Source organism: Pectinatus sottacetonis, assembly GCF_015732155.1.
GTDB lineage: Bacteria > Bacillota > Negativicutes > Selenomonadales > Selenomonadaceae > Pectinatus > Pectinatus sottacetonis.
Genome location: NZ_WIQK01000001.1, coordinates 1,024,776 through 1,037,472, shown reverse-complemented (window position 1 = coordinate 1,037,472; position 12,697 = coordinate 1,024,776). Strand labels below are relative to the sequence as shown.

The following is a 12,697-nucleotide window of genomic DNA, read 5'->3' as shown; positions in this document are numbered from 1 at the left end:
GAAAAAAATGCATTTTTATTGTGAAAAGTGTAAAAAAAAATATCCGCTTAATACATTGACTTATCATTGCAGTTGTGGAGGACTGTTTAAGCTTTATAAAACTGCAGAGGACATTATACCTTCTTCTATATCTATCGGTGAGATAAAGACTCCTATGCTGGCAGTAAACTTTGATGATTTTGGCAAGGTGTTTTTGAAATTGGAACATCTTCAGACTACTGGTTCTTTTAAAGCAAGAGGGGCATATGCACTCATTAATGAACTGAAATATCTAGGAATAAGTCATATAGTTGAGGATTCATCGGGTAATTCCGGAGCCGCAATTTCTGCTTATGCGGCAGCAGCGGGGATTGATTGTGATATTTACGTTCCTAAGGGAATAGCTGAGAGCAGAGTGAAATTTATGAAGACCTTTGGTACTCATGTCCATTATGCAGATAACAGGATAGAGGCAGGCAAAGCAGCCCGCCGAGCTGCTGAAAAAATATATTATGCTTCGCATATATATAATCCATTATTTTTTGAAGGAATAAAAACTTTGGCATATGAAATCTATGAACAAATGGGAAATAAGGTACCTGAATATATTTTTGTGCCTGTGGGCAATGGTACAATACTATTGGGGTTGTATTATGGATTTGAAGAAATTGGTCGGCTGCCGGCTTTTGTAGCAGTTCAGAGTGAAAGTTGCAGCCCGGTGTACAGTCGGTTTAAACATAGAAAATTGCAGCCAGAATCATATACGATTGCTTCGGCAATACGGATAATGCACCCCAAGCGGATAAATGAAATATTAATGATACTGCAGCGAAGTTTAGGAAATGTGGTGACAGTTTCTGATGATGAAATACATAATGCCCAGCTGGCTATTGGTCGAAAAGGGATTTATGTGGAAGAAAGTGCTGCTTGTTCATTGGCTGGGGCATTGAAGTTTTTCAAAAAGGGAAAACCAGATAATTATAGAATTGTTTTACCATTGACTGGAGCAGGATTATTATCCTGAATATGAGTGGAATGAACGGGCAGGAAAGTAAACAATTATATTAAAAAATAAAATGTTTTAATATAAATAAGATAAAACACTTTTATTTTTGGCTAGTCTTTATTAAAATATAAACCAATACATAATGTATTGGTTTATATTTTGTCCACACGGACCAGGTGAAACAGTGTTTGCAAATGGCATGGGAGGTATATGATTTTTGGATAATGTTGGTATAATAATTTTTTTGGTATGCGGTGGATTTGTAGCAGGTTTTGTTGATTCAATTGCAGGGGGAGGCGGGATAATTTCATTACCGGTATTATTGTTAACCGGAATAGATCCGGTTGCCGCATTGGCAACAAATAAAATGTCAGCGGTTATGGGGTCGTTTACAAGTGCCATGACTTTTATTAGAAATAGAAAAGTTACCGTGGAAATAATAAAGTATGTATTTCCCTTATCAATTATAGGCTCTTTGGGAGGAGTAATGGTAGTACATCAAATACCGGCTGATTTTTTACGACCGTTAGTAGTGGTATTATTGATATGTATTACGATTTATACGCTGAGTCGGAAAAATTGGGGGAAAAAGGCATCATATACAGGAATTACTCGTAAAATACTTTTAAGCAGTATGGGGATAGCCTTTACAATGGGGTTTTATGATGGATTTTTTGGCCCGGGAACAGGTTCTTTTTTAATGTTTGCTTTTTTATGTATGGGGTTAGATTTTATAGGAGCAGCAGCGAATGCCAGAGTATTAAATTTTTGCAGTAATATTGCAGCAGTTTTGTTCTTTGCCTATTTAGGACAGATTTATTTTTCTTATGCGATACCTATGGGATTGGCGGTAATGGCAGGCGCTTTTTGCGGGGCCAGAACGGCATTAAAACACGGAGCAGCTTATGTAAAACCGCTTTTTGTTATGATGTCAGTGCTTCTTATAGGAAAACAGATATGGGATTTATTTAGGTGAATCAGATATAAAAAAATGGTGTCTAGGAGGTAGACCAGAATGCTTTATGCGTTGATTGACATTGGTTCAAGTACTATTAGAATGGCAATATATAATATAAATTATGGCAGGATAGAAATGCTTATGAAAAAAAAGCATACAGTAGGATTGGCGGCTTATGTGAAAGATGGTGTTATGCAGCAAAAAGGTATTGATAAAACCTGCGAAATTTTAAATGAATTTAATGATTTTTTGGCAGGTTTTCATATTGTAAATGTAGCTGCGTTTACAACAGCGGCTATTCGTAATGTAAAAAATAGTCAAGATGTAATTGAACAGTTAAAAAAACGTACTAAAATAGCGATACGCATAATAACAGGGGAGGAAGAAGCGGAGTTTGACTTTGCCGGAGTAATCCGCAGCGTTGATATGCCGGCAGGGATTATGATTGATGTGGGCGGCGGTAGTACAGAAATAATCCACTATGAAAATGAAAAAATTATAAAAAAAAGCAGCATACCGGTAGGGGCACTTTCTTTATATACTAAATATGTAGAAGATTTTTTGCCCAGCTATGTTGAAATAGAGGATATGCAAAAAGAAGTAGAACAATTATTAGCTGCTAATAGCAATTTTGGCAATTTCTCCAAACCGTATATGTGCGGCATAGGAGGAACGATAAAAAGTACCCGTCTATTGTATAATGAATTGTTTAATTGTGCAGCAGACAATATGAAAATGGATACAAGTAGATTTATTAATATAATAAAAAAATATACTTGTGCAGATAATCTTGATGAAGCGGCGGCGATAATACTTCTACGAACAGCACCAGATAGGCTGAAAACCATAATACCGGGATTAGTTATAGTTGATAAGGTATGCCAATTCTTTAAAGCCGCAAAATTAAAATATATAGATACAGGAATGCGTGAAGGCTTTATATACAAGCAAATTATAGATAAAAAATAAATTAAAGAAAGTGATTGGTAGGATTGGAAAATAAGCAAGGGCTGCAAAGGCGGCTCAAAGAACGCCATATACAAATGATTGCTTTGGGGTGTGCTATAGGGACGGGATTATTTTATGGATCGGCAAGTACTATAAGCATGGTAGGCCCGGCAGTTATGCTGTCTTATCTGATTGGCGGGATTTTTATTTATTTTGTAGTTCGAGCATTGGGTGAAATGTCTGTGGATAATCCTGTTTCTGGTTCCTTTAGCACTTATGCATATGATTATTGGGGAGATTTTGCGGGTTTTTTATCAGGCTGGAATTACTGGTTTAATTATGTGGCTGTTTCTATGGTCGAAGTTTCGGTAATCGGCATATATATGCACCATTGGTTTCCCCAGTTGCCTATGTGGGTATCAGGATTAGTGCTGTTTATTCTTGTTAATGTTATAAACTTAACGAATGTTCGTTCTTTTGGTGAGATCGAGTTTTGGGGAGCTATTGTAAAAGTGGTGGCAATATCACTTATGATAATATTTGGTCTTGGAATTATCTTATTTGGTATAGGAGAAACTGCACCAATTGGATTTCATAACCTGGTAGATCATGGTGGTTTTTTCCCTAAGGGGATGTGGGGGATGATGCTCTCTTTTGTTGTTGTGACATTTTCATTCGGTGGAACGGAATTAATAGGTATTACGGCAGGAGAAGCAGAAAATCCGTCTAAAACTATTCCAAAGGCAGTTGATTTAATAATTGGGCGTATTTTAATATTTTATGTAGGCTCAATGTTTGTATTGGTTACACTTTACCCGTGGGATAAAGTAGGCATGAATGGCAGTCCTTTTGTGGAAATTTTTTCGGCGATAGGATTTCCGGCAGCAGCTTCTATTTTGAATGTTATTGTATTAACAGGTGTCTTTTCTGCTTATAACAGTTGCTTATACAGCAACGCTCGTATGCTCCATGGATTGGCACTGCAAAATAATGCTCCGGCATTTTTGAAAAAAGTTTCTAAAAATGGTGTACCGCGTGCAGCTGTGTTATTTTCGTCATTGTTTGTGGGGATTGCCGTCGTTGTTACATATTTTGCACCTAAGCAGGTTTTTAATTATGTGATGTCGATAGCTACTATTGCGGCATTAATAAATTGGATCATGATATTATATACCCAGATAAAATTCAGGCATAAAATCGGCATCAGGGTGAAAAAACTTTCTTATAAGATGCCATTATTTCCATTACTGAATTATATAGGTATAATTTACTTTTTGTCTATTGGAATTACCATGGCAGTAATGCCGGAATATCGGCTGGCTGTATATCTCTGCCCTATTTGGATATTGGTAATTTATATAGGATATAAGATAAAAAAAATACGTGATAAATAAAAAACAAAGCTATCACATATAAATCATGCGATAGCTTTGTTTTCTATTAGAGTATAATATTTACATGTTTAATAGGTCTTTGTATTATTGGAAAGATCTTCTCCGTTACTTTCAATGACTTTTTTATACCAGTAGAAAGATTTTTTCTTTTCTCGTTTTAGCGTGCCATTGCCATTATTATCCTTATCTACATAAATGAACCCATAACGTTTTTCCATTTCTCCGGTGCCGGCAGATACCAGATCTATAGGACCCCACGGGCAATAGCCCCAAAGCTCAACCCCATCTTCATCAACGGCTTTTTTCATTTCCCGTATGTGAGAAGAAAAATATGCTATGCGTTCGTTATCTTCAAATTTTCCCGCAGTGTTTTTATATTCTTGTAGACCGATGCCGTTTTCAACAATCATGAGGGGCAGTTCATATCTTTCAGAAAGAATATTCAGGGTATAACGGAGGCCCACTGGATCTATCTGCCAGCCCCAGGCAGATTGTTGTAGGTAAGGATTATCTGTACCAATGCCGAAACCGCCTTCGATTGATTTAGTCAATTTCGGATTGGAAGAAATAACTGAACTTTTGTAATAACTAAAGGCTAAATAGTCAACGGTGCCATGTGATAAAATATCAAGGTCATCATTGGTTATATCTATTTTGTAGTCCTTGTTTTTCCATTCTTTTGTAGTATAAGATGGATAATGTCCGCGGCAGTGTACATCGCCAAAGAAAAAGCGTTTATGCATTTCTTCAAGTTGCTTTATCTGGTCATCAGGGTCACAGCTATATGGGTAGACTGGCTGTAATGCCAGCATACAGCCTATTTTAAAAGCAGGATTTATTTTATGTCCTTCAATTACAGCTTTGGCTGAGGCTACCAGCTCATAATGTGCTGCCTGATACATTATTTCTTTTTTATCTTCATTTTTTTTATACAGTATACCTGAATTTGTAAAAGCAGTGAATGGCACATTAACTTCACTCTGGTTATTTATTTCATTAAATGTCATCCAATATTTTACTTTATTTTTATAGCGGTTAAATACGCACACAGCAAAGTTGACAAAAAAATCTATTAATTTGCGATTGCGCCAGCCGCCATATCTTTTTACTAAAGAATATGGCATTTCAAAATGGGATAGGGTGATTACAGGTTCAATATTATACTTTAATAATTCATCGAATAAATCATCATAAAATTTTAGACCAGCTTTGTTGGGCGTTTTTTCATCTCCATTAGGGAAAATACGTGTCCAGGCAATACTTGTACGAAAACATTTAAATCCCATTTCAGCTAAGAGCGCAACATCTTCCTTATAATGATGATAAAAATCAATAGCATCGTGGTTAGGGTAGTTTTCTCCTTCAATGATACCATCAGTAATTTTGCGCGGCACGCCATGGCGGCCTGCAGTCATAACATCAGCTACACTAATACCCTTGTTGCTTTCCTGCCATGCTCCTTCTACTTGATGGGCAGCTACTGCGCCGCCCCATAAAAATTTTTCTGAAAATCCCATTCATAAACCTCCGGTTATTTAGTATAAAAAAATTTTTTATAAACATCTATAAACTCAAGTGCAACAATTTTAAAACCTTCTGCACTCATAAGCTGATCTTCTGCATGTAATATTAATATAAAATAATTATAGCTATTATTCAATAAATTACGAACATTTAGAAATAATGTTTCAGAACATAATAAAAAACATGGAATATAGTGAAACATTATTCCATGTTTTTAGATATACCTAATGCAAGTGTACCTAAAAGGCCATAGCATATCGAACAATATGTGTGGTGGTAAAAGACATTGGCTGTGTAGTTAATGGGCAAATTTCTATTGAATATTGCAATATGGTTATATATTTATGAAGGAAAAAGCATAAAATGAAAAGTTACCAAAGATGCCAGGGATCTTTAAGTCGACCGAAGATATCTTCAAATTTATCATAGGTTTTTTTTATGTTCCAGTAGTCCTGAGAAAGCATCATAGCGAACAGAACATCCAGATAATAGCGAACGCCGACATTATAAATTAAAATGCCCATGTCAAGATATTCTTTGGTATCAGCAATATAAAGAAATTCACTGGACAATTTTGCTAATGTAGATTTTTTTATTGGTGACATTAAGATCGAAGTTATATGGCGCTGATTTAAAATTTCAGCGATATCAATGAGTCGTTTGTTTTCACCGGTGCGGCTTAAAATTATGGCGGTATGGGTATTATCACAGGTAAGTGCCTGCATATATTGGCTGTTTGCAGCCATATTGGCAACAGCGGTTTTTTTTATTTGGATGAAATTGTATGCCGTCATTTGGGCAATATAATAATTTTGGTCAAAAGCATAAAAGTCAATACTTTTTGATTTACTGAGTATTTCGGCAATACGTATTAACTGTTCCATGTGCATTTCATTTTTTGTTTCTTCAATAGATTCAATTTCAAGAGCGGCGATTTTTTTTACTATGGAATCTGGTGGATTTTTATCAGTTATAGGCCTGCCGGTAATAGGCCGTCCCAGAGTGGAAGTACGATTTACTTCACTGATAAATTTTATCTTGAACTCAGTATAACCTTTTAGGTTTAATTTCCGGCAAAGGCGAAAGATCGTGGCAGGACTGGTAAAAGTGCGTTCTGCCAAGGTTCGTATTGATAATGAAGCCAATTCTTTTGTATGTGACAGAATGTAATTTATTATTGTTTGCTCGGTTGAATTAAAGCGTTTGGGTTCAGACATGGTTTTTAAAAGCCGCATAATAGTAAATCCTCTTTTCAAAACTGTATTTATTATCCGGTACTAGTAGAAATGGAGTAATTAAGTTAGTTAGATTATACTATAAAATTATCAGCAGGAAAATATATACAAAGGTACGATATAATATGAGTGTATAGTTAGCAATTGGACTTTTTAAGAGAAAAATGATAATATATAAACGTATATCTATGCTTTCAAGCGGAATAAATGCCGCTTATTATATATTTGAGGTGAGAAAGTGGCAGACGATTTTGATAAGAATGATGATGCCCAAAAACCCGGGCAGGACGGGCCGAGACAGCTTGGCAATTTAGGTAAGGTTATACCTGTTAAGCTTGAAGAAGAAATGAAAAATTCTTATATTGATTATGCGATGAGTGTTATCGTTATGAGAGCATTACCTGATGTTCGTGACGGGCTTAAACCGGTTCATCGCCGTATTCTGTATGCAATGCAGGAAGCGGGAATGGCATCCAATAAACCCTATAAAAAATCGGCACGTATAGTCGGGGAAGTTTTAGGTAAATATCATCCACATGGTGATAGTTCTGTGTATGAAACGATTGTACGTATGGCACAGGATTTTTCTTATCGGTATATGCTTGCCGATGGACATGGCAACTTTGGTTCTGTTGATGGAGATTCAGCAGCAGCAATGCGTTATACTGAAGTGCGCATGTCGAAAATTGCTGAAATAATGTTATCTGATATAGATAAAGATACTGTTGAATTTATGCCTAACTATGATGAGTCGTTGAAAGAACCGACGGTGTTACCGGCTAAAATGCCTAATTTGCTGGTAAATGGTTCTGCTGGGATTGCTGTTGGGATGGCAACAAATATTCCGCCGCATAATTTAGGGGAAGTTATTGATGGTATACTGATGATGATAGATAATCCGGAAATAACAATACCAGAACTTATGACAGCAATTAAAGGCCCGGATTTCCCTACCGGCGGGCTTATAATGGGAAAAGAAGGTATTGTTTCGGCTTATACAACGGGACGCGGTGCAGTAAAGATGCGGGCCTGCGCGCATGTGGAAGAACGGCCTAACGGTAAGTCACGTATAATTGTGACAGAACTTCCTTATCAGGTGAATAAAGCACGCTTAGTGGAAAAAATAGCCCAATTAGTCCGCGATAAAACGATTGAAGGTATTACAGGATTAAATGATGAGTCAGACCGCAAGGGCATGAGTGTTGTTATTGATTTGCGCCGTGATGTCAATCCTGATGTAATACTGAACCAACTGTACCGTCATACACAGCTGCAAGATACCTTTGGGGTAATAATGCTGGCTTTAGTTGACGGTCAGCCGCGTGTTTTGAATTTGCAGCAGATACTGCAGTATTATATTAAACATCAGGAAGATGTTGTCAGACGTCGTACTAAATATAATTTAGATAAGGCAAAAGCACGAGCCCATATACTGGAAGGATTGACTATTGCTCTTAATCATCTTGATGCGGTGATAAAGGATATTAGAACTTCCCGTACAGCTGATATTGCTAAAGAAGCATTGACAACTAATTATGGACTTACAGACAAACAGGCTCAGGCTATTTTAGATCTGCGGCTGCAGCGTTTAACAGGACTTGAACAAGAAAAGATTGCTAATGAATATAAGCAGGTATTAGAAACAATTGATGAATTAGCTGCTATATTGGCTGATGAACATAAAATCTTGAATATTATAAAAGAGGAACTTACTGAAGTAAAACGCCGGTTTGGCGATAAACGCCGTACTCAGATAACTATGGATGCTTCAGAGCTTGATCTTGCTGATCTTATTGCTGAAGAAGATGTTGTAGTTACCATGACAAATAATAACTATGTTAAGCGCCAGCCAATTGCTGTATATCGCAGTCAAAAACGCGGTGGACGCGGTATAGCGGGAATGGGAACAAAAGAAGAAGATTTTGTGGAAAATATGATAGTAACTTCCACACATAAAACGATTCTTTTCTTTACTAACCGGGGCCGTGTATATCAGTTAATGGGCTATGAAATTCCTGAATCGGGACGTACGGCCAGAGGAACGGCAATAATTAATCTGCTGCCAGTTGAAAATGGCGAAAAGATTACGGCAGTTATTCCTATTGATGAATTTGCCGAAGACAGATTTTTGTTTATGACGACTAAAAAGGGTGTTGTAAAAAAGACTGCTTTGACGGAGTATGATACTAAGCGCAAGAAAACGGGCCTGATTGCTTTGTCGTTGGATGCAGATGATGAACTTATTGCTGTTAAACTAACAGATGGCAACCGCAGAGTTATTATAGGCACTCAGAATGGGATGTCGATTTGTTTTGATGAAAGCGATGTTCGCTCAATGGGACGTAATACCCGTGGGGTACGCGGAATATCACTACGAGATGGCGATGTAGTTATTGGCATGGATAATGTGCATAAGGGAGCTACGGTGCTGACTGTTACACGTAATGGGTATGGCAAGCGGACTCTGGCAGGCGGTTATCGTAAACAGGCCAGGGGCGGCAAGGGAATTATTAATATTAAGGTAACAGAAAAAACAGGTGAAGTTATAGGTATAAAGGTTGTACATGAAGGCCAGGAATTTATGCTTATAACCACTGATGGGATAGTTATACGCTCTGGTGTTGACGAAATATCAGTAATAGGACGCAACACTCAAGGGGTAAAAGTAATGAAGACTGGTGGAAATGACAATGTAGCAGCAATGGCTGTTTTTGACCATGAAGACGAAATACAATAACATGGTTTACTTCCTGGAGAGGCGATTTTATGAACGATTTAGGCAAGATAATGATTTGGGCAGGGGTCCTGCTGGTCGTTATGGGAACATTATTCTATTTTGGCAGTAAATTTTTCGCTTTAGGCAGATTACCAGGAGATTTTAAGTGGGAAAATAGTAATTTTGGTGTATATTTTCCTCTAGGGTCGTCTATTGTTATAAGTATTATATTAACAATACTTTTAAATGTGTTTTTGCGCCATTAATTGTCGCAGTTAAATTATGGACTGATTAATAATATCCATATCCCCCCCATTGTATAATGATGGGGGGCTTTTTATAATAAGGGAAGCAATGCTATACCCTGCCATAGGCTTTTTTCCCATATGTATAAATGCTATAATATCCTCATTATTATAAAAGGAGGTTTTTTTATGCATATTCCGGATAATTATTTAAGTCCGTCGACATGTGTTGTATTTGCTGCAGCTATGGTTCCAGTATGGTATTATTCAATAAAAAAAATAAAAGAAGAGCTGCCGGCAGATAAGGTACCATTTATTGGTGTCGGTGCAGCTTTTTCTTTCTTGATGATGATGTTTAATTTACCAATTCCCGGTGGGACTACGGCACATGCCGTGGGAGGAACTTTGATTGCGTTGCTGCTGGGGCCGTATTCTGCATGTATGGCTATAAGTGTAGCATTGCTCATACAGGCAGTTGTTTTTGGTGATGGTGGTATACTTTCTTTTGGGGCAAATTGTTTTAATATGGCTTTTGTACTGCCGTTTACTGGGTTTTATGCAGTTCAGCTTATTAAGAAAGTAGTTCCATCAGCACTGGGACAAAAAATTGCTATATTACTTGGTTCATATGCAGGTATTAATTTAGCGGCATTTATGGCGGCTGTAGAGTTTGGGATTCAACCGCTGCTTTTTACTGATAGCGCGGGAAAGGCTCTATACTGCCCATATCCTTTATCAGTTGCAATACCGGCTATGCTTATTGCACATCTTTTAGTCGCTGGAGTAGCAGAAGCAATATTTACTCTGGCAATTTATGAATTTATATTGAAAGTTTCGCCTGGAATCGTTTATAATAATGAGAAAGTAAAATTAAATCCCATAATTACGTTGATAATAATTCTTATCGCAGCATCACCACTAGGTCTTTTGGCAAGTGGAACGGCATGGGGAGAATGGGGTGCTGATGAAATAGCTGCCGATGGATCGTTAGGTAAAGCTCTTGGATATATACCTGATAAAATAGCGAACGGATTCAGCTATAGTGCGGTTTTTCCTGATTATACAGTGAGCGGAATTTCTGATGTTTTTGGTTATATATTATCAGCGGTTATAGGTGTAGCATTATTGATAATAATTTTCAAAATATTGGGCAGCCGTCATGAAGGACATAAAACTGCCTGATAATTTCCCAAAACAGTGCAGCCAGAAGAATATGCCGCAATGGTTGTTTAGTTCTGATAATTATATTCCAGTACCGGATAAGGAAAAATATATTAGTAAAACGGTACTGGAATTAATATCTAAACTTAGTATGCTGAAGAAACAAAAAACAATATTCAGCAAGAGCCTGTTTAGTGCATCATTTAAGATAGTATATACATTTTTATTGATACTGTTGATATCATTGGCGCATAATATGGGGTTCCTGCTGGTTTTATTGGCAGCACTTTTAGTATACATATGTTTTTTTAATGGGGAATATATAGAGGCAGTGCTGAAACCGGCTGCTGGTGCAGCGGTATTTTCTTTCATTATTATATTGCCTGCTGTTTGTATGGGATTGTCAAATAATTTCATTTTGCCATTTAAGGTGTTTTTGACAACCATGACTGCAGCAATTTTATCGCGCAGTATACCTTTTTACTTATTTACGCGGATATTGGGGAGATTTCATGTACCGGGTATATTTATTACGGCACTTGAACTTACAATAAAGTATATTGTACTATTAGGAGAAACTGCTTTTGCATTGCTTACGGCACTAAAATTACGGTCTATAGGCAGAAATCAAAAAAAATATCAAAGCATAGGCAGTGTTTTAGGTATGACTTTTATAAAATCACAAGAGTATGCAAGGCAGACATATAATGCTATGATATGCCGCTGCTTTACAGGTGATTATCATATAGTGCAGCATAATCATTGGAAGAATATTTATCTTGTTTATGCGGTTATAGTTATTGCTACAACACTTATATTTCTTTATACAGAAGGATATTTAAAATAATGGCGTTATTAAAGTTATCTCATATAAAATATAGCTATGATGATATTGTGGCACTAAATGATGTTTCATTGTCTATTAATAGTGGTGAGTTTATATTACTGGAAGGGCCTAACGGTTGCGGTAAATCAACTTTATTTAAGCTGCTTAATGGTCTTATTTTTCCTTCTCAGGGAAGTTATTTTTTTGCCGGACAGGAAATAACAGCAGCAGTATTAAAAGATATGGTGACTGCCAAAAAATTTCATAAGCGCATAGGGTATGTATTTCAGAATCCAGATATGCAGCTATTTAATCCTACGGTTTATGATGAGCTTGCCTTTGGACCACGTCAAATGGGTTTTTCGGAAAATGAGGTAAAAGAACGGGTAATGGATTTACTAACTTTTTTAGAAATAGAATCCTTAAAGGACAGGGCTCCTTACCATTTGAGCGGCGGTGAAAAGAAAAAAACTGCTATTGCAGCAGTTTTAGCGTTAAATCCTGATATATTAATGATGGATGAGCCTATGAATGGGCTGGATGGAAGATCAAGACGATGGATAGAAAATTTTATAGAACAGTTTTCTTTATCTGGTAAAACATTGATAATAGCCAGCCATCAAAAAAAATGGCTGACTACTTCTGATGTACGTATCGTGAAATTTACAGAAAAGCATGAGATTGTTGAATGAACGTATATGATAG

11 protein-coding genes are annotated in these 12,697 nt (G+C 36.8%); 9 read left to right on the top strand and 2 right to left on the bottom strand.

Annotated features, from left to right (window positions below):
* Window positions 1-7 precede the first annotated feature (7 nt).
* The 4 genes from I6760_RS04750 to I6760_RS04735 all read left to right on the top strand — a co-directional run bounded on the left by I6760_RS04750 (window position 8) and on the right by I6760_RS04735 (window position 4,285).
* Complete coding sequence (locus I6760_RS04750; protein WP_196594774.1) at window positions 8-1,003, top strand: pyridoxal-phosphate dependent enzyme; 996 nt, start codon at window positions 8-10, stop codon at window positions 1,001-1,003.
* Window positions 1,004-1,202: 199 nt separating this feature from the next.
* A complete protein-coding gene (locus I6760_RS04745) occupies window positions 1,203-1,961 on the top strand; it encodes a TSUP family transporter (protein ID WP_196593321.1) in 759 nt (252 codons plus the stop codon).
* Window positions 1,962-2,000: 39 nt separating this feature from the next.
* Window positions 2,001-2,912: a Ppx/GppA phosphatase family protein gene (locus I6760_RS04740; protein ID WP_196593320.1), complete on the top strand. Its 912-nt coding sequence runs from the start codon at window positions 2,001-2,003 to the stop codon at window positions 2,910-2,912.
* A gap of 74 nt (window positions 2,913-2,986) precedes the next feature.
* Window positions 2,987-4,285 carry an amino acid permease gene (locus I6760_RS04735; RefSeq protein ID WP_196594773.1) on the top strand — a complete coding sequence of 433 codons (1,299 nt, stop codon included), beginning with the start codon at window positions 2,987-2,989 and terminating at the stop codon, window positions 4,283-4,285.
* A 68-nt stretch (window positions 4,286-4,353) separates the two neighbouring features.
* Here I6760_RS04735 and I6760_RS04730 read toward each other — a convergent pair whose 3' ends face one another.
* Both I6760_RS04730 and I6760_RS04720 read right to left on the bottom strand, forming a co-directional pair.
* Window positions 4,354-5,802, bottom strand: coding sequence for a 6-phospho-beta-glucosidase (locus I6760_RS04730; protein WP_196593319.1), 1,449 nt, complete (start codon window positions 5,800-5,802; stop codon window positions 4,354-4,356).
* 378 nt (window positions 5,803-6,180) lie between these two features.
* Complete coding sequence (locus tag I6760_RS04720; protein ID WP_196593318.1) at window positions 6,181-7,065, bottom strand: MurR/RpiR family transcriptional regulator; 885 nt, start codon at window positions 7,063-7,065, stop codon at window positions 6,181-6,183.
* A gap of 301 nt (window positions 7,066-7,366) precedes the next feature.
* Here I6760_RS04720 and gyrA point away from each other — a divergent pair, with 301 nt between their 5' ends.
* From gyrA to I6760_RS04695, 5 genes are all read left to right on the top strand, one after another.
* Entirely contained in the window at window positions 7,367-9,781 is a 2,415-nt protein-coding gene (gene gyrA / locus I6760_RS04715; RefSeq protein WP_330997982.1) for a DNA gyrase subunit A, read from the top strand.
* 29 nt (window positions 9,782-9,810) lie between these two features.
* A complete protein-coding gene (locus I6760_RS04710; protein WP_196593317.1) occupies window positions 9,811-10,026 on the top strand; it encodes a DUF2905 domain-containing protein in 216 nt (71 codons plus the stop codon).
* 168 nt (window positions 10,027-10,194) lie between these two features.
* Window positions 10,195-11,187 (top strand): cobalt transporter CbiM, encoded by a 993-nt coding sequence (cbiM, locus tag I6760_RS04705; RefSeq protein WP_196593316.1) that lies wholly within the window; start codon window positions 10,195-10,197, stop codon window positions 11,185-11,187.
* Window positions 11,165-12,013 (top strand): energy-coupling factor transporter transmembrane component T, encoded by an 849-nt coding sequence (locus I6760_RS04700; RefSeq protein ID WP_196593315.1) that lies wholly within the window; start codon window positions 11,165-11,167, stop codon window positions 12,011-12,013. Before cbiM ends, I6760_RS04700 begins: the two co-directional genes overlap by 23 nt.
* Window positions 12,013-12,684: an energy-coupling factor ABC transporter ATP-binding protein gene (locus tag I6760_RS04695; RefSeq protein ID WP_231036094.1), complete on the top strand. Its 672-nt coding sequence runs from the start codon at window positions 12,013-12,015 to the stop codon at window positions 12,682-12,684. The genes I6760_RS04700 and I6760_RS04695 overlap by 1 nt, the downstream gene beginning before the upstream one ends.
* Window positions 12,685-12,697: the final 13 nt, after the last annotated feature.

Coding starts and splice junctions, on each gene's coding strand:
- I6760_RS04750 (WP_196594774.1), top strand. CDS start 8: ATGCATTTTTATTGTGAAAAGTGTAAAAAAAAATATCCGCTTAATACA.
- I6760_RS04740 (WP_196593320.1), top strand. CDS start 2,001: ATGCTTTATGCGTTGATTGACATTGGTTCAAGTACTATTAGAATGGCA.
- I6760_RS04735 (WP_196594773.1), top strand. CDS start 2,987: ATGATTGCTTTGGGGTGTGCTATAGGGACGGGATTATTTTATGGATCG.
- I6760_RS04730 (WP_196593319.1), bottom strand. CDS start 5,802: ATGGGATTTTCAGAAAAATTTTTATGGGGCGGCGCAGTAGCTGCCCAT.
- I6760_RS04710 (WP_196593317.1), top strand. CDS start 9,811: ATGAACGATTTAGGCAAGATAATGATTTGGGCAGGGGTCCTGCTGGTC.
- cbiM (WP_196593316.1), top strand. CDS start 10,195: ATGCATATTCCGGATAATTATTTAAGTCCGTCGACATGTGTTGTATTT.
- I6760_RS04700 (WP_196593315.1), top strand. CDS start 11,165: ATGAAGGACATAAAACTGCCTGATAATTTCCCAAAACAGTGCAGCCAG.
- I6760_RS04695 (WP_231036094.1), top strand. CDS start 12,013: ATGGCGTTATTAAAGTTATCTCATATAAAATATAGCTATGATGATATT.